Consider the following 23,131-nt stretch of genomic DNA (forward strand, 5'->3'; position numbering starts at 1 on the left):
ATCCGGCGGGGCCGGATCATCTCAGGCGAATATCCATGCCGTCGGCTCTTTCCATCGTCATCAACAATCCGTCGATCCGCATCGGGGCGCTCGCCATCCTGTTTTTCGGATTTTCGAATGCGGCGACCGCACCTTATCAGGCGGTCATCGGTATTCGCGAAATAGGGCTCAGCAACACCGTTTATTCCCTGCTGATGCTGTTTGCTGCCATCATCAATGTCAGCGCCAGCGTTCTGATGGGGATTGTGGCCGACAGGCTGGGCGAATATCGCAAGCCCATGCTCTATATCGCGCTGTTCGGTGTCAGCGGCTATATGCTGGTTTATCTGGCCGGCAATGCGACGGCCTTTGTGAGCGCGAAGCTCATTCTCCTGCCGATTTTTGGGGCGATGAACTCGCTGATCTTCGCGCATGTGCGAGCCGATGCCCGCAATCTTTCGACGGGCGACATGATTGCCGTGAACTCGATCATGCGGGCGACAATCTCGCTGTCATGGGTGCTGGTGCCTGGTATCGTCGGCATTTTTCTCATCAGTTCCGGCAATATGCTGACAGCCTTCCTGTTTTCCGGCCTTTGCGCACTCGTCTGTTTTCTGCTCGTGGCCTTCTGCCTGCCTCGGGCCGCCACGCCGGCGGTGGTGAATACGGAAGCGCGTTTCGGTCTGCGCGCCTCGCTTGCGGAAATCGGATCACGGCGGGTCTTGCTGCGGATCATCGCCATCGCGCTCATCTGCTCGATGCTGCATCTCAATGATTCGATACGTTCGCTCATCATCACGGGCCAGGCGAAGGGCACGGTGGCGGATATCGGCATCGTGGCGGGCATCGTTGCTGCGCTCGAAATCGTCTTCATTCTCTTGTGGGGCTGGATCGAGAAGAAGGTGCCGCAAACGCTGACCTTGGCGGCGGGAGCGGTGCTTTATGCGGTCTACCTCATTCTGCAGGGGCTTGCGACGGAACCCTGGCATATCTACGCGCAGACTTTCATCAGCGCGTTGGGGGCTGCTGCCATCATCAGCATCCCCATCACCTATCTGCAGGAGTTGATCGCGGACCGGCCGGGGCTTGGAAGCTCGCTGATCGCGGTCAATATCTTCCTCGGTGCCGGTCTGGGTGCACTGATTTTTGCCGTTGGGACAATGGTCTCCACCTATTCAGGCACCTCCATATTGGGGGCGATCGTCGGTCTTGGCGGCGTTTATATGCTCTACACGCTTGATGGGACGGGTCGCCGCAGGTAGAGCCTCGGACCGAAAAGTGTGAGCGGTTTTCGGATGCTCCGGTGCGTAAACAGGGCACATTCAAATGAAAGAGGTTAGGATGATTCTCGAGATTTGCGTGGACGATGTGGCCGGTCTGGAAGCGGCGGTTCGGGGCGGGGCCGATCGGATCGAGTTATGCGCCGCGCTCTCCGGCGGCGGCGTGACACCGTCTGCGGGCTTCATGCAACGGGCAGCGTCCTGTGGATTGCCCGTCAGTGTGATGATCAGGCCGCGCGCCGGTGATTTCGTGTTCACGCGCGACGAAGCAGATGTGATGAAACGCGATATCGATGCGGCACGCGCGGCAGGCCTTTCCGGCCTGGTGCTTGGCGCATCGCTTGGCGATGGCTCGCTCGATATCGCTCTGCTCGAGGAATTGCGCCGTCACGCCGACGGGCTGGATATGACGCTGCACCGCGCCTTCGATGTCGTTCCGGATATGGATGAAGCGCTGGAGGCGGCCATCGCTCTCGGCTTCCCGAGAATTCTGACCTCCGGCGGCGCGCGTTCGGCGCTTGAAGGGGTAGAGGCGCTGGCGCGTCTGTCCGAGAGAGCAGCCGGTCGGATCGTCATCATGCCGGGTGCCGGCGTGCGTCCGCAGAGCGTGCAGGCATTGCTGGATCGCTTTCCGATTACGGAAATCCACGCATCCTGTTCCGCCGTTCCCTTCTATGATCCGGAAAGCCGGGTGGCGAAGCTCGGTTTCACTGGCGATGGGCGCAAGGGTACAGATGAGGCGGCGGTTCGCGAATTAAAGGCGATGCTTACCCCTCATCATAAAGGCGGCGCAAAGCCCTAGCCGTGCCGTCCGCGCCATCGAGATCGAGGCTGATCGTGTCTGGTGCCGGCAGGGCCAATGCCGCCGTGATGGCATCGGCCATGGATTGCGCGGAGATATCTTTCTCCTCCAGAACCTGCGCCAACCCCAACCGTGCCAATCGTTCGGCACGGGCGCTCTGTTCGGTTTCGCCACCGGCTGCAAAGGGGATGAGGAGCGAGCGGCATTTGGCTTGAAGAATATCGCAGACGGTGTTGTAACCCGCCTGTGAAACCGAAAGCCGCGCGCCGGCGAGCAGGCTTGCGAAATCCTTGCGGAAACGGAAGACAGAGACATTGTGCGGCGCCTCAGCCGAAATCGCGTCGAAATCCACCTGGGGCATGTTGGGGCCAGTGACGAGGCACCAGTTCCCGATGCCGTCCAGCAGCGGTGCGGCCTCAAGGGCGGCCCGGACAAGTGCTGCACCGACCGCGCCACCGCCGGCGGATACCACGATATCGAATTTCTCCGCCGGTTGCGGCGGTGGAAGCGGGGCAACAAGGCCGGTATAGAAAATGCGCTGGCTGATCTCGTCGGCAAGGGGGAAGGTGTCTTCCAGCCGGGCGAAATTCGGATCGCCATGCACCAGCACGGCATCGAAATGCTTTTTCACCAGCGACACGGTTTCTTCGTCCCGGCCCGGCTTGGTTTTTTCCTGTAGAATATCGCGCAGCGATGTCATGACCAGCGGGCGCGGTTCGCTGTCCTCGATCTCGTCCAGCAGCGGCAGCAATTCAAACCGCACCTGCCTGCGGCCGAAGGGGAAAGCTTCTATGATGACGATATCGGGTTTTGCACCGTGATAGGCACCAATCAGCATATCGGTTCTGAGCTGTCTGAAGGCGTCGTCCACCGGCTTGCCGGAACTGTCGACGAGACCGGAAAAGTTGCCGTCGCTGACGGCGATCGGTGGTAGCTCGACATGGCGAATTCCCTCGCCCGGAAAGCCCGGAACCGGTGTGCCGCCTGTGACCAGAACGACATCGAAACCATCCGCCTGAAGCGCGTTGGCAATACGGCTGGCGCGGGCGATATGGCCGATGCCCAGAAGATGCTGGACATAAAAAAAGACGGAAGGACGCTTTTCCGGATCACTCATGGTGCTTTTTCCCACTCGGTCTCAAACAGCGCCTTCAGTTCCACGATGCTGGTGCGGTGGTCGAAGGCGGTTCGCACACGGTTCTCGGCGGCGCTGCCCAGACGCTGGCGCAATTGCGGATCGGTGATCGCGCTGCGCAGAGCGTCTGCGAAGGCGGTCGGATTTTCCGGCTCCGTCAACAAGCCGTTTTCGCCAGAAATGAAAAACTCTGGAATGCCTGAAATATTGGTGGAAATGCAGGTCAGCGCCTGGCTGGCGGCTTCGACCAGCACATTGGGAAGGCCGTCGCGGTCACCATCGCTGGTGATGCGGCAGGCAAGTGCGAAGAGATCGGCTTCCCGGTAGTTTTCCAGCACCTGCTTCTGGTCCATGGCGCCGGTCCAGACGATCCTGTCGGCGATGCCAAGCTCGTCGGCGAGTTTCCTCAGTACCGCAAGCTCGTCTCCGCCACCGATATGGGTGAAACGCCAATGGATATCTCGCGAAAGCGAAGCCAGCGCCCGCAGCAAAATGTCGATGCCCTTTTTCTTGACTGCCCGCCCGACACTTAGGATCCGGACTGGATCATCTGCGTCCGATCCATCTCGTGCCGGTCGCGATGTTTCGAAATGCGGGAAGCGGGTGAGATCGAGACCGTGATAGCTGAGATGCACGTTCCGCTTTGCCCCGGAAAGGGTCTGCAGGTGCTGAAAGCCACCGGCGGTGCAGGTCACGGCCCAGCGGGCGCTTTGCAGCTTGGCGGCAAGGTCGCGATCGTTCGAGGTCCAGATATCCTTGGCGTGGGCGGAAATCGTCCAGGGCGTTCCGGTTATCAGATGGGTATAGGCGGCGACCGAGGCGGGCGTGTGAATGAAGTGAACATGCAGCCACTCGGCATCCACAGGCCATTCATGCGCCAGCACAGCGGCCTGCCCAAAACGGCGGAAGCGGTTGCGGCTGAGATCATGGGGCAGATCACTGAAGAAGCGGCGGAGCGCACTGGTGAAGCCCGGCTTTTTTCGGCAGGCCCACAGCGCTTTCAGGACGCGCAGCGGCTCCTCATGCAGATATTCCGGCAGGTAGGTGACGGGTGCGCGGATTTCATCATGAACGGGGTGGCGCTTTTTGTCTGTCGGCCGGCGCATGGACATGAGTTCGAGTTTCAGCCCGGCCTTTTCAAGCCCCAGAAGTTCCTGGGCGATGAAAGTCTCGGAGAGGCGCGGATAGCCCTTGAGGAGCACCACGATTTTTTTTGTATCGGTCACGTTGCGCGTGTCTCTTTTGAAGCGGTGGTTGTCGGGGAGCCGGTCACGCAGAGAGCGTGATCGGCGCCTTTTCGCCCTCGGGCGGCAGCCATTCGGCGATCCGTTTCGATATGTTTTCCAGACCGTCGAGCTTCAGCTCTCGCGAATTGACGGAGGGTGGCGCGCGGTTCGGCAGGGCTTTGAGAGCTTCCGCCATTTTTGCGGGATTTTCGGCATCTTCCGGCAAAAGCATGTCGAAAAGGCCGAGTTCCGAGGCGCGGCTGGCGCGGATCAGCTGCTCTTCCCGCGGCACGGTGCGCGGCACGACGAGGGCGGGCTTGTCGAAGGACAAGATCTCGCAGACGGTGTTATAGCCGCCCATCGACACGACGGCCTGGGCGCCGGCGACGAGATCTTCCATGCGGTTGTCGAATTCGATGATCTCTATATGGGGAATATCGGCAACGCTGCTCATGAAGCGCTGACGCTGATCCGCCGGCATATAGGGGCCGAGCACCACCAGCGCCTTGTGGGTCAGTTCAGGATCATGGCGGTAAGCGTTGATGACATCGTCGATCAATTCGCTGCCATCGCCGCCGCCGCCGGTGGTGATGAGGAGATAGTCACCTTCCGGGCGGTGCGCCACGGTTTCGGCCTGCGTTTTGGACCTTTGCAGGAAGCCGACGAAATCCATCTTGTCACGGACGTTTTCGGGAACATCGAGCCCCGTCAGCGGGTCGTGGAAATCCGGCGGGCCATAGACCCAGACGTGGTCATAAAACTGGCCGATCTTGGTCATGACGTTGTTGCGCTTCCACTCGGCTTCGAGCAGTTGCGGCGCATCCATGACGTCACGCAGGCCGATGACGAGCTTGGTTCCCTGTCCCTTGAGATAAGCGAGGGTTTCCTCCACTTCGCCGCGAAGACCCATGGGTTCCTTGTCGACGATGAAGATATCCGGCTTAAAGCTTTCGGCGGTATGATAGATGATGGAACGGCGCATCTTCAGGGTTTCCTGAAGATCGATATGCCTGTCCATTGAGGTATATTCGCCATTGCGCAGCTTGATGACGCTCGGGATCTTCACGAAATCGACACGGGCGCGATAATCGAAGGCACCGGCAATGGTCGCACCCGAAATGATGAGAACATTGAGGCCGCGATAATCCTCCACCAGCGCATGCGCAATTGTGCGACAGCGCCGCAGATGGCCGAGGCCAAAGGAATCGTGGCTGTACATGAGGATACGCGCGTCGTTCAAACGGGAGGTCATGGGCCACACCTCTTTTTGCCTTTCACAAAAAAGGCGATGGCGGAAGAACAGTTTATCAAAGGGTGTTCCATTTTATCTGAAGGGATCCGCAGCATCACGTAGTCCGTCGCCGAAGAAATTAAAGGCCAGAATGACGAGAACGACCGGGATCGTCGGTATGAGAAGCCACGGATATAGCGCAATGACGCTGACGCTGCGCGCCTCCGTGAGCAGAATTCCCCAACTTGTGATCGGTGGTCTGAGGCCGAGACCGAGGAAGCTCAATGCGGTTTCACCGAGAATCATGCCCGGTATCGTCAATGTGGCCGAGGCGATGAGATGCGACATGAAACCGGGAATAAGGTGCCTGCCAATGATGCGCGGTGTGCCCGCGCCCATCAATTGTGCAGCCAAAACATAGTCTTCTTCGCGAAGCGCCAGCAATTTCGAACGCACGGCGCGCGCCAGTCCCGTCCAGTCCAGCATGCCGAGAATGATGGTGATGCCGAGATAGACGAGGATCGGGCTCCAGGTCACCGGCATGATCGCCGCAAGCGCCAGCCACAGCGGAATGCTCGGGATGGATTGCAGGACCTCGATGATGCGCTGGACGATGAGATCAAAGGTGCCGCCGCGATAACCAGCGAGACCGCCGATCACAATGCCGAGAACGAAGCTCATGGCGACGCCGAGAAGGCCGATAGTGAGCGAGATGCGCGCGCCATAGATGATGCGCGACAACACATCGCGTCCGAGACGATCGGTGCCGAGCAGGAACATTTCGCCGTCTTCGGCGGGGCATACAAAATGGGTCCTGCCCTCAAACATGCCCCAGAAACGGTAGGTATCGCCCTTGCAGAAGAAACGCAGCGGCTGAACATCCGTTGGCACGTCCCGATAAACACGCCTCAGATTGTCCATGTCGAGCGTCATTTCCCGGCCGTACACGAAGGGGCCGACAAATTTTCCGTTATCAAAGAGGTGAATGGCCTGCGGCGGGGCGTAGATATGCTCGATATTGCGGGTATGGAGGTTGTAAGGCGCGAGGAACTCGCTGATCAGGATCGAGAGATAAAGAACCACCAGAAAGGCGCCGGACCAGACGGCGATCTTGTGCTGGCGAAACTGCCACCACATGAGCTTCAGCTGCGACGCCTTGCTGAAGGCGGCCATTCCGGATGTGTTCGGTTCGATCAAGGAGGGATCGAAGGGCGCGGTCGAGACGTAATGCGGCAGCGCTTCGCCTGCTTTCGGGATGGATGAAGTCATTTGACGTTACCACCTCCAAAGCGGATTCTCGGGTCGAGTATGGCAAGGGCGATATCCGACACCAGAACGCCGATCACCGTCAGGAAAGCGAGGAACATCAGGAACGAACCGGCCAGATACATATCCTGGCTTTGCAGCGCGCGGATGAGCATGGGACCGGTGGTTTCGAGCGACAGGACGACGGCGGTGATTTCCGCGCCTGATATGATGGCGGGTAGGATCGAGCCGATATCCGAGATGAAGAAATTCAGCGCCATGCGCAGCGGGTATTTGATCAGCACCTTGAAGGGGTGAAGCCCCTTGGCACGGGCAGTCACGACGTATTGTTTCTGCAATTCGTCCAAAAGGTTGGCGCGCAGGCGGCGGATCATGCCGGCCGTTCCCGCCGTGCCGATGATGAGGACGGGGATCCAGATATGTTCGAGGATCGATTTGAACTTCGCCCAGCTCATCGCCTGGTTCAGATATTCGCGGTCCATCAGATGGCCGATGGAGATACCGAACCAGATATTGGCGAAATACATCAGGATGAGCGCCAGCATGAAGTTGGGAATGGCGATGCCGAGCAGGCCGAGGAAGGTCAGGCCATAGTCGCCCCAGCTATATTTATGTGTGGCGGAGTAGATGCCGATCGGAAAAGCGAGAATCCAGGTGACGATGATGGTGAGGAACGACACGAGAACCGTCAGCCACAGGCGATCTCCGACCACATCGCTGACGGGCAGCTGATATTCGAAGGAATAACCGAAATCGCCGACCAGCATGCCGGTCGCCCAGCGGAAGTAGCGGATTGGTGCGGGCTGGTCGAAGCCGTAGCGGACGCGTAGCTCCTCGATTTCGGCAAGGTTCGCCGTCTCGCCCATGGCGCGCAGTTCGGCGACATAGCTTTCGAAATAATCACCCGGCGGCAATTCGATAATGGTGAAAACCAGCATCGAGATCAGGATCAACGTGGGGATCATGACGAGGATGCGCTTGATAATATATCGCAGCATATCAGGCGTCCCCGTCGTACCAGAAGGCATCCGGCAGGTAGACGCCGAGATAAGATGTGGGTTCATAACCGAAAAGCGCCTTTTCGGGCACGTTTCGCATGCGCTTGACATGGACGACAGGCTGAAGCGCGCCGTTGACGATGCCAATGGAAAACACCTGCTGTGTATAGATATCAAGCATTTCCAGCCAGATGGCGGTTCGCTCTTCCTCGGCGACGCTTTTGCGCCATTTTTTCAGGAGATCGAGCAGATGTGCCGCCTCCGGCAGATCAGGCTCCTTGCCCTCGCGGCCGCCGGAAAGATAATGGATGCCCCAGACCGGCCATTGCAGCTGGTCGTCGCCGGTGGGCGCAAGGCCGGAAGGCAGCATATCCGATGTGGGCACGCCATTGTCCATGCCCATCCATACCGACATCAGCACTTCGCCGCCCATCGCACGCTTGCGGAAGACATCGCGCTGGGTGGGGCGGACTGAAACCGCAATGCCGATGCGCCGCCAGTAATCGCTCACCAGTTCCATCACGTCGGTCTCGAGCGTGCTTTCGCCGGTTGTTTCGACAATGATATAGGCCGGACGGCCATCGGGCAGGAGCCTGATGCCGGCATCGTCGCGTTTATCGAGACCCACCTCGTCGAGCAGCCTGTTGGCCGCTGCGCGGTCGAAGGCGCTCCAGGCTTCTGCAAATTCCGGCCTGTAAAGTGGGCTTTCCGGCAAAACGGTGTCGGAGCTTTCCTTCGCCAGCCCGTAAAAGCAGACCATGTTGATTTCGTGCCGGTTGATCGCAAGGGACAGTGCGCGGCGCACCCGCACGTCCTGGAAATAACCCCGCCATGCCGGGTCGGCGCAATTGAGGTTCGGCAGAAGCGCAACCCGCGATCCTTGCGAGCGTTTGTAGAGGTTCACCTTCAGGGGGAAACGCTTTTCGGCATCCTTCAGGAAGGTGTAATCGGCGAAATCGAGGCCGAAATATTGCAGGTCGCTGTCGCCGGACGCCGTCTTGGCCGAGATGATGTCGGAGGAGGTAACGTTCAGCAGGAAGCGATCGAGATAAGGCAGCTGCAGGCCGTTTTCATCGACACGGTGGTAATAGGGATTGCGCTCGAACACGAATTGTTCGGCCGGCGGCGAGGTCGTGTTGCGCCACGCGTCCAGCGTCGGCAAAGCGGGGTTTTCCGGGCGCACCTGCCGCGACATCTTGATATGCAGCCCGCTCCAGTCGTCCGCCTTGTTCTTCTTGATAAGCTTGGCGAGATTTTCCGCGGTCTGATATTTGATGTGGAACTGCTTCATATAGGCGGCGGGCAGGAACAGCCGCGCCGGGGAGGCCGCCGCGAGTTTCGCCAGAAAATCCGGGTTCGGACCTTCCCAGGTGTAGCGCACCGTCAGTTGGTCGATGACTTCGATCAGTGGCGGATTGTTGTTGACCAGAAGTTCGATCGGGGGACCGCCCTTGTGGATTTCCTTGTTAAGGGCGACATCCTCCCAGAAATAGCGGAAATCCTCGGAGGTCAAATCGCTGCCATCGGACCATTTGTGGCCCTCGCGCAACTTGAAGGTGAAGATGCGTTCTTCCTGGACGTCGTAACTTTCCAGAATGTCCGGATGCAGTTCGAACTTTTCGTCATAACCGACGAGACGGGCATAATTGCTGATAGGCATCAGGCGGATATCGCGCTGACCACCGATCAGCATGCGAACGGAGCCGCCATGTTTTCCCGGTTCGCGGCCGAGCGATTTCATATTGATGACGCGCGGATTTTTCGGCAGGCGTTCCGCCACGTCGGGCAACTCGCCCTTTTCCCGTTTTTCCTTGAAGTAGTCGGCGTCGGTATAGGCGGCACGCGCATAGGCCGGCAGGAAGACGGAGGCCAGCAGGGCGAGAGTGGTGCGGCGCGTGATCAAGGGCGGAGCTCCCGGATGTCGACGTTGCCGTTTGCAAGAACGAAATGGCCGTCGCCCAGATCGGCGGAAATCATGTCGCCATCACCCTCATCACGGAACTGTTTGCCCCAGTCGAATTTGCCTGTCGCGCTGATCTTGCCAATGGTGCGGAAATCCAGCGGCCGGTCGAGGTCGGGAAAGGGCACAGCCGCCAGCAGCGATTTCGTGTACGGATGCACGGGGGAGCGCATCATGATTTCCCGCGGTGCCAGCTCAACGATGCGGCCCTCACACATCACGGCCACGCGGTCGGCCATATAGTCAACCACCGCCAGATTGTGCGAGATGAAGAGGTAGGTAAGCCCGAGGTCTTTCTGCAAATCCTTGAGCAGGTTGAGAATTTGCGCCTGAACCGAGACATCGAGCGCGGAAACGGGTTCGTCGCAGATCAGCAGTTCGGGGCCGAGCGCCAGGGCTCTGGCAATGCCGATACGCTGCCTTTGCCCGCCGGAGAAACTGTGCGGATAACGGTTCAGTGCGCTTTCTCCAAGGCCGATGGCCTTGACGAGATTGCGGACTTTTTCCGCACGGTATTTGGCGTCGCCGCGTCCATGGATTTCCAGCGGCTCGCTTAAGATATTGCCGACCGTCATGCGTGGCGACAGCGAGGAGATCGGATCCTGAAAGACCATCTGTATCTTCGAGCGCAACTCTTTGAGGTCGCCGTCTTTGGCGTTGAGCACATCGATATTGCCCTGCGGACGGTGAAATGTGACGGAGCCTTCATCCGGACGAACGGCGCGCATGAGGATCTTGCTGACGGTGGTTTTGCCGCTGCCGCTTTCGCCCACCAGCCCGAGGCATTCGCCCCGGCGGATTTCAAAACTGACGCTATTGACCGCCTTGGTGGCGTTGGCGTCGCCTTTGCTGAACCAGCTGGACTTGCGGGTGGTGAAGGTCTTGCTGATATTGTCTACGGTCAGAAGCGGGCCGGGGGTTTTATTCACGGCGGCGTTTTTCTTGCCGACGAGGCTTTCATGATCGACCTTGATTTCGCGCAGCGCCTTCAGCCTCTCACCGGGCTTCATGTCGAAATGCGGCACGGCGTTCATCAGGCCTTTGAGATAAGGGTGGCGTGGCGACTTGAAGATCTCGTCGACAGTTCCGGCCTCCATGATCTCGCCCTGATAGATCACAGCAACTTCGTCGGCGATGTTTGCGACGACGCCGAGATCGTGGGTGATGAGCAGCATGCTCATATTCAGCCGGCTCTGCAGATCGCGCAGCAGCTTAAGGATTTGTGCCTGGATGGTCACATCAAGCGCCGTTGTCGGCTCGTCGGCGATCAGAAGAGCCGGGCGACAGATCAGCGCCATGGCGATCATGGCGCGCTGGCGCATACCGCCTGACAGCTCGAAGGGATACATGTTCACGACCTTTTTCGGGTCGGGGAACCCTACGAGGTCCAGCGTCTCATGCATTTTTTCCGCGCGCTCAGCCGGCGACAGGATGCTGTGGATGCGCAGCGCCTCGTCGATCTGATTGCCGACAGTGTGTAGCGGCGAAAAGGAGGTCATGGGTTCCTGAAAAATCAGCCCGACGCGATTGCCGCGTATGGAGCGGATTTCCCGGCCGTCTTTCGGCAGTTGCAGCAGATCGACAGGACCGGCTGCGGCATTTTCAGGATCGGTGAAAAGCACGCGGCCGTTCACCCGCGCCGTCTTGGGATGGATGCCCATAATCGTCTGGCCGATGACGGATTTTCCCGAGCCGGATTCGCCTACAAGTGCGGTGACTTTTCCGGGAAGAATGCGAAGGCTGGCGCCCCTGACGGCATCAATCGTGCCGCCCATAAGAGAAAACGAGACCCGCAGGTTTTCAATACGGAGCAAATCTGCGCCTGCGCTCATGCCAAAGGGTTCCTTGCCGTCTCTTTATCGTTGCCTTGTGACAATTTGCTCAGGAGGGCTTAAAGGTACGTTATCGCAGGGTTTGTTGTCTGTCTATGCTTCTGAAACATCGAATTGTTTAACGAATTCAAAGCCGGCTTCCTAAACGCTACGGCTTGCCTCATGGCTCGTGTTTAGCGATATGTTAACGAGCGTTTCTGGATGAGGATCCATGTCCGACAAGAAATATTATGACGCGCAGCTGGAGAAAGCCCGACAGTTGCAAAATGACGGCCAATATGCGGAAGCCCAGGCGCTTCTCCTATCTTTGGTTGCAGCAAAAGACGGTTACATGATGGGCGAGCAGACGGTGCTCGGTCTGCCGCGCCGGCTGCATGCAGCGCGGCTGCGTCTCGCCAAGGCCGAAGGCGATATGGTTGCCAAAATCGGTTACCAATATACGCTCGTGCCGCCGCCGCAGGTTCTGGCAAAATATGCACAGTTTTCGCCGGAAGAGCGCCACACGATCAATCTCAAAAGCAGGGAGGATGTGCCGAGGATCATTCACCAGATATGGATCGGCGAAAGAGCGCTGCCGGTATCGGTGAAAGCCTGGGCCGCCCATGCTGCAAGACATGGATACGACTATCGTCTCTGGCGGGAGGTTGATCTTGAGCGGGAAGGCGTGTTTGCAGACGCTGTCTTTAAAACCATGCTGGAGCAGGGTGATTATCCGGGCGCGGTGGATGTGGCCCGTTATATCGTGCTGGAGCGTTTTGGCGGCATCTATCTCGATTGTGACTGGTATCCGGCGCGGGACGATGTGAGTTTCGACGCTTTCCTGCCCTTGGCCGGATTGACGGCGTTCGATGAAAAGACGCCGCGTGATACGGGTCAGGGCAGCATGCTGCTTGCCAATTCCTTTATTGCCGCTCCGGCTGGACATCCGGTCTTTCGCAGGATGCTGGAGGTGTTTCCCGGTATTCTCGAAGAAATGCCGCGTGCACCCGCCTGGTGGTCCACCGGACCGCTGATCTTTACCGTCATCGCCCGGGCGGGAAGCATCAGCCTCGCGCCGGCGGCATTTGTTGCGGCGTCGCTTGCCGATCGCACGCCGTTTGCGGCGGTCGAAGCGCTCCGGCAGCAACTCGGCGACAAGGATGGTTTGCTGATCGCCTGGAAGTCATGGTGAGATTTCGTTGACGATATTCGCCGAGGAGCGCCAGCGGCCGGCAGGATGGTTCGAGGTCACCTCGAAAAGCCGCCGCAGAAACCGCCAGACATTCTCATCATGCACGAGATGATGGGTGAGGATGCCGGTCGTGCCGCCGTCTTCGGCGGTCTTCAGAATTCGTGTGGCGGTTTCGGCGAAAAGGATGTCGTCATCGCGGCCGCCCCGGCTGCCGTGCCAGTCGATTACGTCGACATGGGTATTCAGACGCGGCGGCAGGGTGTTTTTCTCCGGGCCGAAAACGGACAGGGCGCGATAGCCGATGCCTGCCAACTCTTTCACGATGCTGGCATCCACGCGGTTCCATGGCGGCACGAGCATCGGCACGAGACGGCTGCCATGCAGGTCATGGAGCTTATCCAGTCCGGATTGCAATTCGTCGAGAACGAGGGAAAGCTCCCGGTGAGCGCCGAGTTCCTGTTTCTTTTCGCTGTTTCCGGCATAATTCGTGTGTGACCAGCCATGCACGGCCACATGGGCAATATCTGACGCATCCAGATATTGCGCGAGCCTGTTCGTCGTCATCTCGGGAATGACCGCGAGGGTGATCGGAACGGCAAAGCTGCGGCAGAGATCAAGCAGCGTATCAAGCGCGGGTGTCGGCTCCACGGCGTCGTCGTCCCGGAGCCATAGATCGGCGGTCATGCCGCGCCGGCCGCATTCGTCCAGTGCTGCAACGAGTTTTTCCACACTCATGATCTTCGCGCCTTTGCTTGCAGCAGGATATTATTCAGCTCTGTTGCGGCGTTTTCCAGAGATCGTTCATTGACGACGAACTGGCGGGCCGCTTTTGCCAGTTTTTCGCGCTGCCTGTCATTGCCGAGCAGGCTTTTGATCGCGTCGGCATAGGCGGCTGTATCATTTTCCGGTGTCAGTAATCCGGTGGTGCCGGATTTTACCACTTCGGGAACACCGGCCACTTTTTCGGCCACCACGGGCAGGCCGGCGGCCTGTGCCTCCAGATAGGCAAGACCATAGGCTTCGCCATGGCCGGGCCAGACGTAGAGGGATGCTTTTGAAAGAAGTGCTGTGATCTCGGTTGCGGTTTTTTCGCCGTGCCAGACAAGACGGTTGTCGGGAAATGCGCTGAACATGGTCTGTACAGCCGAGCGTTCCGGCCCGTCACCAATGATATCCAGCGTCCAGTCGAGGTCCTGCGGCAACAAAGCGAGTGCTTCTGAAAGGGCGCGATAGCTGGTCAGCTTGTCGCCCGAGCGCATCATGGCGACGGTGATGAGCCTTGCCGGCGTTGGGTGTGGGGCAGTTTCAAGAAAAGTCCCGACATCGATAAAGGGCGGCAACATTTTCCAGTGCAGAGTGGGGGAAGCGCGCAAAAGCCCTTCGCGATCCCGCGCCGTGAAGCAGATATTCACGGCGGCTGCATTCAACGCGGCCAGTAATTCATCCTGTATCGCCTGCCAACCCATTCCATTGCGCTTTGGCGAATAGGAGGCTTCGGCGGTGACGTAGGGAATATCGAACCGTCTGGCGAGTTCCGGTCCGAGTAAATCCGGGGCTTTGTAATACGGATGATAACAAAACCAGAGGTCCGGGGGGCCTTCCCGTCGCCAGCGCTGAGCGATGGCTTCGATCTCGCGATCGGCCGCATCGACGAGCGAGGTTCGTGCCGGGTCATCCGCCTGTTTCAAAAAGCTGCGCAGTTCGGAAGCAACGAAGACCGCGTGGCCGCCCATCGTCATTGCCTGCATCAGCAGACGGGCCATCAACCGGTCTCCAGAGGGAACGGGATGGTTGGGTGATTTGAGCGGCGAATAAAAGGCGATCTTCATGCCGAAGGTTGTGCGTTGGCCGCCGCATCGGCGTCAACCGGAATTTGAAAGGGCCGAGCCTTGACAGCCCGGCCATTCTTGCCCAACTGAAAGGCATCTTTTGCACATGCGCGGAGCGTGACACGCTTTGACTTCTCCTGATGTCTCCCAGACCCTGCTTTCCAGCATCGAAAACAAAACCGCCAAGGCGGGTGTGATCGGCCTCGGCTATGTCGGCCTGCCACTGGCCATGACGGTGGCCAAGGCCGGGTTCAAGGTCGTCGGATTCGATATCGACCCCGGTAAAATTACCGCGATCGATGCGGGCCGCAGCTATATCGAGGCGGTGTCTGATGAGGTGCTGGCGAGTGTGCGGCAGAATGACGGCTTCGTCGCCACCGCCGATTTCGCCCGACTGGCCGAATGTGACGTGATCGCCATTTGTGTGCCGACGCCGCTGACGAAATATCGCGAGCCGGACTTATCCTATGTCGAAAAGACCTGTCGGGAGATCACCACTTATCTGCGCAAGGGGCAGCTTGTTGTGCTGGAATCGACCACCTATCCGGGCACGACTGACGGGGTGGTGAAGACCATTATGGAGAGCGGCGGGCTGGTCTCCGGTGTCGATTTCTTCATCGGCTTTTCGCCCGAGCGGGAAGATCCCGGCAATCGCGATTTCGAGACTTCGACCATTCCGAAGGTCGTTGCCGGGGATGGCGAAGCGGCCGGAAAACTGATGGCCGCATTTTATGGATCGGTGGTCAAAAAGATCGTGCCCGTTTCGACAAACGCCACGGCCGAGGCGGTGAAAATCACCGAAAACGTCTTCCGCGCCGTCAATATCGCGCTCGTCAACGAACTCAAGGTCGTTTACGAGGCGATGGGCATCGACATATGGGAAGTGATCGACGCGGCGAAAACCAAGCCTTTCGGTTTCATGCCGTTTTATCCCGGTCCGGGTCTCGGCGGCCACTGCATACCGATTGATCCATTCTACCTCACCTGGAAATCACGCGAATATGAATTGCCGACGCGGTTCATCGAACTTGCCGGGGAAATCAACACCGGCATGCCGCGCCACGTTGTCGGGCGGGTTGCGGAAGCGCTCGACATTCATTCCGGAAAGGCGCTCAGCCGTTCGAAGGTTCTTGTCGTCGGCCTCGCCTACAAGAAAAATGTGCCCGATATTCGCGAAAGCCCCTCGCTGAAACTCATCGAGCTTATTCAGGAGCGTGGTGGCGAAGCGGCCTATTATGATCCGCATGTGGCGGAAATTCCGAAAACCCGCGAATACAGCCACCTGATGGGTATGAAATCGGTGCCGTGGGACAGGCAGACGATCGGCGCTTTCGATGCCGTTCTCGTGGCGACCGACCATGACAATGTTGATTATACCGCGCTCAGTGAATGGGCGCCGCTGATCATCGATACGCGAAATGTCTTTGCGCGGCGAGATATTGCCGCAAAACACATCATCAAGGCCTGATACGGACGGACCATGAGCAGACTGGACAGTTTTATTCGCCGGTTGACCGCGCAGCGGGATATTCTCAACCACCTCGCGGCCGATCTCGATCTGCCGGAAGAGGGTGCGCTGATGGAAATCGGTCTCGGAAACGGACGCACTTTCAATCACCTGCGGGAACTGTTTCCCAACCGTCGTATCATCGCCTTCGACAGGGCCATGGGAGCTCATGCCTCCTCCGTTCCGGCGGCGGAGGATCTTGTTATTGGTGAAATCTCGGAGACCGCGCCCGCCTTCATCGGTGCAGATGCGGCGATGGTGCATGCCGATATCGGCACGGGCTATCCGGAAAAGGACGCGGTTACATTGACGTGGTTGCCGGATCTTGCCGCGGGCGTGCTGGCGAAAGGCGGCGTCGCCGTCAGCGGTCTGCCGCTGGATCATCCCCTGCTAAATCCGCTGCCGGTGCCGAAAAGCGTGCCGACGGACCGCTATTTTCTCTATCGCAAGATTTGAACCTGCGCAGGTAAACAGCAAGCGCCTCGGCCTTCTATAGATAACGTTCACTCTCTTCCTTCGAGAGGAGGAAAACTTTCATCTGCGAGTTCCGTCCGCGAATGGAGATCTGTTCGCTGCGAAGGTCGGCGATATCCTGCCCTGCCTGAATAAGAGCCGGTTCGGAAACAACGATGGCCGCGCCGACTTCCTTGGCCTTGGATTCGAGCCGGCTTGCCACATTGACGGTATCGCCGATAGCCGTCAGGGTTTTTGCGGCGCCATATCCCATGACACCGACGATGCTTGGGCCGGCGTGAATGCCGACCACGACTTCCAGACGGACGGCGAACTGTTTTTCCAGCCCCTCGTTTAAGATTGCGATATCACGCAATATGGTGGCCGCTGCCTTCATCGCGTTGCGGCAGGCATGTTCCTCATTTTCTCCGAGTCCGAACAGGGCCATGGCGCCATCGCCAATGAACTTGTCGAGATGGCCGCCTGCGTGCTCGACAGCCTGGCCGACGATGGTGAAATAACGGTTCAGGAGGAAGACGACATCATAGGGCAGCTTCGCCTCGGAAAGCGTGGTGAAGTTGCGCAGATCGCAAAAGAGGATGGCGATTTCCTCTTCCCGGCCGGGGCGGGCCAGCTGCGTATCGACCGGCAGATCGCTCTGCTGGGGCGGCGAAACGAGGAGCGCGATACCAAGATCGCTCGTGGGGCGTAGCTGACAGCCGAGCCGCACATCGGAATCGGCATGGATGCGCCGCAATGTGGTCTGCTCGATGTCTCCGGGCGGCGGAAGCGGACCTTTGCTGTCCAGAACCTTGACCCGACAGGTTGAGCAGCGCCCTTTGCCACCGCAGACGGAATAATGCGGTATGCCGGCAAGCCGGCTGGCCTCCAGAATGCTCAGCCCGGCAGGCACACGCGCCTGCGCGCCATGTTCGTAGCGGATTTCGATGGCCGTCAAGCGTTGCCGCCAGCTGCGCACGCCGCGCAGGACAAAAACCAGCATCACCGCGCCGATAAACGACGTTTCCACCGTTCCGGTGATGAACCTGATCTGCGTCTCCATTTCCCGTTGCAGCGGTAGCTCGTCTTTTTGAACGGTATTGTCGACGAGTCCCGGAGGAAGCGCATATTTTTCGTCGATCTCCGCCAGCCATCGGCCGGCATCGCTGAAGCCCAGCAGCGCAAGAAGCGGCAGCATCACCGCCACCGTCATGAATAGCCCGGCTATACGCGGATACCAGTCGCGGTAACGCAGCCAGAAATACAGGCCGATGCATCCATGCACCCAGATCACGATCAAGGCGAGGCTTTGCCACGCGCCCTGTATCGGGTTGTTGATCCACAGCCTGCGGATGACCGAGTAGTAGCCGACATCGATGCCATAAATCATATGCGACACGCGGATATTGACGGCGTGGCCGATGATCAGAAACGGGATCGACAGGCCGAAAATGACCTGAAGCGCTTCGCGCAACGGCATGCGCAATGTTCTGCGCAGATAAAGCGAGCGCAGGACAAGACAGACATGCACCAGAACCGAACCATAAAAAAGCAGGCTGCTGACGGGATTGAGCCAGATCAGGCTGAACCATTTTCGCGCCCGTTCGGCGGTGTCGATCGAGATGAGTGCAAGGGAGTGATTGAAAAGATGGGAAAATACAAAAGCAAATATGATGAGACCGGATAAAATCCGGGCCTGTCTTAAGTTGGTTTCCGAAAAGAAACGGATCATGCAAATCCCATCGTGTGGTCGCTCAGCGCAGAATCATCACTAGTAAGCCGTGACGCTCTTAGTGCAGGGAATCTCGTGGCAATATCGTGGAGCAAAAGGCTGGCGACGGTCAATTGTGCGTGTTCGAATGTCGCTGACGCGCGTCCTGTTTAAAAGGAATCGTTCGGTGAGCTCTCGCCCTTTGTTCTTACGCATTTTCCGCAGGTAAAGCCGCTGCGCATTTTTGCTGGAAATTTTCTGGACGTACGATTGCAATCGCGACTTGGGGGCGTTGCCAAGCACCCCAAACCTTCGCCGTGACCAAGAGGTTGCGGTGACCGCGATCAGAGTTCGATGATCTGGCCGTCCATGGCCGCGAATGCGCCGTCGAACTGGGCTTTTGCCTGTTTCTCGATGCTGTCCAGTTCCTCGTCGCTGCGGCTTGGGGCATGGTGGATGAAACCGACATTTTTTGCGCCAGCCAGCTTGGCGAGGCGAATAGCCTGTTGCCAGGAGGAATGGCCATAACCGCGATAAAGGCCCATTTCCTCATCGGTGAACATGGCGTCGTAGAGGAAAAGATCCACATCCCTGATCAGATCGAGCACGGTTTCGTCGATGCTGCCCGGCTCATGCTCGGTATCGGTGATGATGGCGAGGGACTTTCCTTCCCAGTCCAGCCTGTACCCGATGGCATTACCGGGATGATTGAGCATTCCGGTTCTGATTGAAAGGTCGGTGCGCGGGTTGAGCGTGTCGCCGGGCATGAAGTCCCGCGTCACCATTTTTGCGCAGCAAACCTCCAGCGGCACGGGGAACCAGGGTGGGCTCATGAAATCCTTGAGCATTTCCCGCGTTGTCATGATGCCGGCGAGATGACCAGACCAAATAGCGACGTCGTTGCAACTGTTGTAAAACGGCTTGAAATAGGGGAAGCCGACAATGTGATCGTAATGACAGTGCGAGAAGAACAGATCGACGTCGGTAATGCCTTCCGCCCGCAATGCCAGACCGGCGGGATGAAGCCCCGACCCCGCATCGAACAAAAGAACGTGGTCTCCGCATCGTACCTCGATGCAGATGGTATTACCGCCATATTTTCGGAAGTTTTCACCTGAAACAGGAAGCGTTCCCCGCGCACCCCAGATCTTTACCCGAAAATTTCTATTACTTTCCCGACTTGCTGTGTCGGAATCGAACGCCATGACACACCCCAATAACAACGGAATCTTGCACGCTTTCCTCCCATGAAGCCCGTTGTCTCTATAGATTCTTATATCCGCCTTTTTTAGCGGATGCCCTTACCTCTTATTCAGTCAGCATTTCATTTATATTGCAATGGTGCGACATTTATTTTTCTAATATCGCCCGTCGGGGTAGCAAGGAATTGCCGCTCATGTTCTGGCGCTTGCGCGCGCCTTGCTGAGTTCCGTCGTCGTCTGGGTGAGGCGTTCGGCAAGAACGCGCATGACTTTTATGGTAATATCCGGGAAATCGGACATGAGCTTGAAGAATTGTTCCTTGCCGATCCGCAGGGCTTCCACATTGGTGGAGGCGCGCACGGTCGCGGTTCTGACGCTGTCACAGAGGATGGCGATTTCACCGACGATGGCATTGCCGGTCATTTCCGCCACCTTCAATGTGCCTGACGGGGAATCGACCAGAACATCCACTTTGCCGGTCAGAACCACATAGGCCGCATCGCCGACATCCCCCTGCCGAAACAGCACGTCACCTGTATGATAGGATACCCGATCCGACGCAAAAGCGAGTAGTTTGAGCTTCGACGGTTCCATTTCCGAAAAAAACGGGACGCGTTTCAGCATTTGAATTTCTTCTTTGAAGAGCATTGCCTTACCCTATTCTTGTTCCACCTCGGCCACGTTCTTGGATTTATGTTGCGACCATATCCTTGAATGTACCGTTTTCCTGCGCCAGAGTCTCGTAACTTCCGTCGGCGGTGACCAGTCCCTGATGGACGAATATGACCCGGCCGAACATGCGCGAAAGCGTTGCATTCGACAGAACCCATATGATTGACGGGTTATTGTTGTTCTGTTTCAGGAGTGTGATGACCCGTTCGACAATTTCCTCCTGCTGTCGCGGATCAAGGCCGGGAAGGGGGCGATTAAAGACGTAATAATCAGATTTACGGATCAGCGCGCGGGCAAGATTGAGCTTCTGGCGCTGGAGCGGGCCAAGCCGCTTGCCGCCGGCACCGAGGTTGAAATCCAGACCCACGGCCAGAACACGCTCGTAGACGCCCTGCTTGCGCATGACATCGGCGACGATGCGGGTGATGCGCCGGGAGGCATCGGTATAACGATGGCTGACCTTGCCGAAGAGAATATTATCCAGCAGGCTGGTGGCGCTCATATATTTCGTCGGATCGTAGATTTCGATGATGTTCTTCAGGCTGTCGGGCAGCTTTTCATGGAACATGTGCCGGACCTCGACGATCCGGTTCATGATTTCCGGCGACAACAGGCCGAAACGCTGGCGCGGCTCGACGTAGAAGAAGCTCAGCCGCAGCATTGCGCGTTTTTCGCTCTCATTGGCATCATCGAAACCGCGGCCCTGCAGGCGCTGCAGCATCTGCTGATAGACCGGAATGTCATCGGGCGTCATGAATGTCAGCTGCTGGAAGAAGGGGTGGTCTCCCGGCAGGTCGGCGAAGATTTCGACGATGTTTTCGGCAATCGTGTAACCCATTTCAAACAGGGTTTTGACAAGACCGGTCTCGCGCATCAGCGAGCGGAAATAATCGCTTTCGATGATGGTCCGGATCGTCTGGGAAGAGTCCCGCATGGTGCCGAACAGCAGGTTTTCGCCGACCGTCGCCTCGCTGTTGTAGCTCTCAAGCTCGAAGGGTGCGATGAGGCCGCTCAGGTTCTCTTTTTCCAGTTCTGCACGCAGGACATGCCGCAGTTCCACGATGCGGGCGGCAAGATGCAGGTCGGTCAGAGGGTCGATCGACGAGCGCAGCGCAAATTCCAGAATATCCTGCGACAGTTCCACGCTGTCGAGGACGGCCAGGATTGCCCGAATGAGATTTTCCGGCTTACCGTCCCCGGCCGGGCTGGAAGCGTAGTCGATCCATTCGCTGTTGATGTCGATCAACGGATTGCCCGCCATCTTGGCTTCGCGGATTTCCCACTTGCGGTGTTCCAGAGCCGCACCCTCGTAGTTTTTGTCTGCGAGCGGGGCGTGTTTCAGGCCGTAGAGCAGGTTGTCCATCAGGCTGGCGTGGAAAAAATAGCTGTCCGAAGAGACATAGGAGATACGACGTCCCGTCAGTGATTCTGGCAGTTCCAGTATGTCGACATCATTGATGCTGATCTTGCCGGAGGCCGGCCAGAGTGTACGACCGATCGCATCCGCAAGCGCTTCGCCTCCCGCGCCGCCGACGATGGCGATGACTTCACCCGGCTCGATTTTCAGCGACGCCTGCTCCAGAAGTCTGCTGCCGCTATCGTCTTCCAGCGTCAGATTGGTGATGACGATCGGTGCGGTGATGGCTGCGACGGCTCCCGGCGACAGTTTCTGTACGGTTTCTTCGATCATGTTCGGTGCATTGAACTGTTCGAAGACCTGCTCGTATTTCACCTGCACGTCCTGGCGGGCCTGATCCCAGTCGATCAGTTCCTTCAGCGGTCCGGGCAGTTCCTTATAGGCGTTGATGACGGCGACCAGCTGGCCGACATCGAGGCTGCCCTTGAGGGTGAGATATCCGCCGAGCGCATAAAAGAAGAACGGCGTGAGCTGTGCGAGGAAGTTATTGATGAATTTGACCAGAAACTTCCACTGGTAGAGATCGTAACGGATCTTGAAGATGTCGCCGAGCCGGTGCGAGGCGTCGGCGCGCTCGAAATTGGAGGTATCATAGGCGTGGATGGTCCCGATGCCATCGACCATTTCACCGATACGCCCGGCTAGCTGGCGGGCGCTCAACTGCCGCTGGCGACCGAGTTCAATGAGGCGGCGGCGCATCTTGGGGATGATGCCGACCTGAATGGCGGCCATGAAAGCAGCGATCAGACCCAGCCAGAAATTCTGCACGAGGATGAAGAAGAGCGCGGAGAGCGCCTGACCGCCGAGAAGCGCCGGCTGCACGAAGGCGTCGCCGGTAAAGCCACCCAGCGGCTCGACTTCGTCCTTCACCATACTGGAGATTTCAGCACCCTTGACCCGCTTGAAGTGGGTGGGCGGAAACCGCAGGATCCTGTCGATGAGCTCAAAGCGGATACGCCGGAGAAGCCGTTCGCCAAGGCGGCCCTTGAAGGTATTGATGTAATATTTGAAAAGCCCGTTGATGACGACAAGCGCAAGGAATGTGAGGCTGAGCGCCATCAACATTGACATGCGGTTGAGTTCGAGCCCGGGGAACAATGTCACGGTGCCCCAATAGGGAATATCGACCGTGAGATGCATGAAAAGCTGGGTCGCGTTCGCCCCTTCGAAGCCATCTCCCTGAATAGGCCCGTTGACGATCTGTTTGGGCAGATCGAAGGCGAGGAAGTAGGGGATCATGGACAGGGCCACAATCAGCAGAATGAAAAGCTGCTGCCGCCTCGTGTGCGACCAGATGTAACGCGTAAGGCTTTGTTCCATATAAAACTTCTATGACCTGTCGGGGTAAGCCCGGGGTGTTGGTTTGCGCGGTGTCTAAACGATCCGGTGGCCGGGTAGCGCAAGCTCCTCCTGCAAATAGGTACGTGACTCGCTATTTATCAGTATATTCAAGCGGTTTC

At 58.1% G+C, this 23,131-nt stretch carries 18 protein-coding genes; 5 read left to right on the forward strand and 13 right to left on the reverse strand.

What is annotated here, in order from left to right:
• Window positions 1–35: 35 nt before the first annotated feature.
• Together DXT96_RS16460 and DXT96_RS16465 are read left to right on the forward strand one after the other, a co-directional pair.
• The gene (locus DXT96_RS16460) at window positions 36–1,241 is read left to right on the forward strand and encodes an MFS transporter (protein ID WP_149900564.1); all 1,206 of its coding nucleotides are present in this window, start codon (window positions 36–38) and stop codon (window positions 1,239–1,241) included.
• Between the two features lie 79 nt (window positions 1,242–1,320).
• Window positions 1,321–2,061 carry a copper homeostasis protein CutC gene (locus DXT96_RS16465; RefSeq protein ID WP_153515557.1) on the forward strand — a complete coding sequence of 247 codons (741 nt, stop codon included), beginning with the start codon at window positions 1,321–1,323 and terminating at the stop codon, window positions 2,059–2,061.
• On the opposite strand, the gene DXT96_RS16470 is transcribed toward DXT96_RS16465, so the two are convergent.
• The 7 genes from DXT96_RS16470 to DXT96_RS16500 form a co-directional block, all read right to left on the reverse strand.
• Complete coding sequence (locus DXT96_RS16470) at window positions 2,027–3,178, reverse strand: glycosyltransferase family protein (RefSeq protein WP_153515558.1); 1,152 nt, start codon at window positions 3,176–3,178, stop codon at window positions 2,027–2,029. The genes DXT96_RS16465 and DXT96_RS16470 overlap by 35 nt on opposite strands.
• A complete protein-coding gene (locus DXT96_RS16475) occupies window positions 3,175–4,422 on the reverse strand; it encodes a glycosyltransferase (protein WP_371418896.1) in 1,248 nt (415 codons plus the stop codon). The genes DXT96_RS16470 and DXT96_RS16475 overlap by 4 nt, the downstream gene beginning before the upstream one ends.
• Before the next feature lie 43 nt (window positions 4,423–4,465).
• Window positions 4,466–5,674, reverse strand: coding sequence for a glycosyltransferase family protein (locus DXT96_RS16480; protein ID WP_149900567.1), 1,209 nt, complete (start codon window positions 5,672–5,674; stop codon window positions 4,466–4,468).
• A gap of 72 nt (window positions 5,675–5,746) precedes the next feature.
• Window positions 5,747–6,922, reverse strand: coding sequence for an ABC transporter permease (locus DXT96_RS16485; RefSeq protein WP_153515559.1), 1,176 nt, complete (start codon window positions 6,920–6,922; stop codon window positions 5,747–5,749).
• Window positions 6,919–7,917 (reverse strand): ABC transporter permease, encoded by a 999-nt coding sequence (locus DXT96_RS16490; RefSeq protein WP_149900569.1) that lies wholly within the window; start codon window positions 7,915–7,917, stop codon window positions 6,919–6,921. Before DXT96_RS16490 ends, DXT96_RS16485 begins: the two co-directional genes overlap by 4 nt.
• A gap of 1 nt (window position 7,918) precedes the next feature.
• Window positions 7,919–9,820, reverse strand: coding sequence for an ABC transporter substrate-binding protein (locus DXT96_RS16495; protein WP_153515560.1), 1,902 nt, complete (start codon window positions 9,818–9,820; stop codon window positions 7,919–7,921).
• Complete coding sequence (locus tag DXT96_RS16500; protein ID WP_153515561.1) at window positions 9,817–11,709, reverse strand: ABC transporter ATP-binding protein; 1,893 nt, start codon at window positions 11,707–11,709, stop codon at window positions 9,817–9,819. Before DXT96_RS16500 ends, DXT96_RS16495 begins: the two co-directional genes overlap by 4 nt.
• A 211-nt stretch (window positions 11,710–11,920) precedes the next feature.
• On the opposite strand from DXT96_RS16500, the gene DXT96_RS16505 reads away from it, so the two are divergent.
• Complete coding sequence (locus DXT96_RS16505; protein ID WP_174374223.1) at window positions 11,921–12,880, forward strand: glycosyltransferase family 32 protein; 960 nt, start codon at window positions 11,921–11,923, stop codon at window positions 12,878–12,880.
• Here DXT96_RS16505 and DXT96_RS16510 read toward each other — a convergent pair.
• Both DXT96_RS16510 and DXT96_RS16515 read right to left on the reverse strand, forming a co-directional pair.
• Window positions 12,872–13,615: a polysaccharide deacetylase family protein gene (locus tag DXT96_RS16510; protein ID WP_153515562.1), complete on the reverse strand. Its 744-nt coding sequence runs from the start codon at window positions 13,613–13,615 to the stop codon at window positions 12,872–12,874. The genes DXT96_RS16505 and DXT96_RS16510 overlap by 9 nt on opposite strands.
• A complete protein-coding gene (locus tag DXT96_RS16515; protein WP_153515563.1) occupies window positions 13,612–14,709 on the reverse strand; it encodes a glycosyltransferase family 4 protein in 1,098 nt (365 codons plus the stop codon). The genes DXT96_RS16510 and DXT96_RS16515 overlap by 4 nt, the downstream gene beginning before the upstream one ends.
• Before the next feature lie 127 nt (window positions 14,710–14,836).
• Between DXT96_RS16515 and DXT96_RS16520 the strand changes: the two genes are divergently transcribed.
• Window positions 14,837–16,177, forward strand: a complete 1,341-nt coding sequence (locus DXT96_RS16520; RefSeq protein ID WP_153515564.1) for a nucleotide sugar dehydrogenase — start codon at window positions 14,837–14,839, stop codon at window positions 16,175–16,177.
• Window positions 16,178–16,189: 12 nt separating this feature from the next.
• On the forward strand, window positions 16,190–16,672 hold the full coding sequence (locus DXT96_RS16525; RefSeq protein ID WP_153515565.1) for a class I SAM-dependent methyltransferase: 483 nt from the start codon (window positions 16,190–16,192) through the stop codon (window positions 16,670–16,672).
• A gap of 34 nt (window positions 16,673–16,706) precedes the next feature.
• On the opposite strand, the gene DXT96_RS16530 is transcribed toward DXT96_RS16525, so the two are convergent.
• From DXT96_RS16530 to DXT96_RS16545, 4 genes are all read right to left on the reverse strand, one after another.
• The gene (locus tag DXT96_RS16530; protein WP_153515566.1) at window positions 16,707–18,401 is read right to left on the reverse strand and encodes an adenylate/guanylate cyclase domain-containing protein; all 1,695 of its coding nucleotides are present in this window, start codon (window positions 18,399–18,401) and stop codon (window positions 16,707–16,709) included.
• A 323-nt stretch (window positions 18,402–18,724) separates the two neighbouring features.
• Window positions 18,725–19,585, reverse strand: a complete 861-nt coding sequence (locus tag DXT96_RS16535) for an MBL fold metallo-hydrolase (RefSeq protein ID WP_153515567.1) — start codon at window positions 19,583–19,585, stop codon at window positions 18,725–18,727.
• Window positions 19,586–19,774: 189 nt separating this feature from the next.
• Window positions 19,775–20,230, reverse strand: coding sequence for a cyclic nucleotide-binding domain-containing protein (locus tag DXT96_RS16540; RefSeq protein WP_149900577.1), 456 nt, complete (start codon window positions 20,228–20,230; stop codon window positions 19,775–19,777).
• Between the two features lie 43 nt (window positions 20,231–20,273).
• On the reverse strand, window positions 20,274–22,991 hold the full coding sequence (locus DXT96_RS16545; protein ID WP_153515568.1) for an ABC transporter ATP-binding protein: 2,718 nt from the start codon (window positions 22,989–22,991) through the stop codon (window positions 20,274–20,276).
• Between the last annotated feature and the right edge of the window lie 140 nt (window positions 22,992–23,131).

It is taken from the genome of Agrobacterium sp. ICMP 6402, assembly GCF_009498615.1.
Classification (GTDB): domain Bacteria; phylum Pseudomonadota; class Alphaproteobacteria; order Rhizobiales; family Rhizobiaceae; genus Agrobacterium; species Agrobacterium burrii.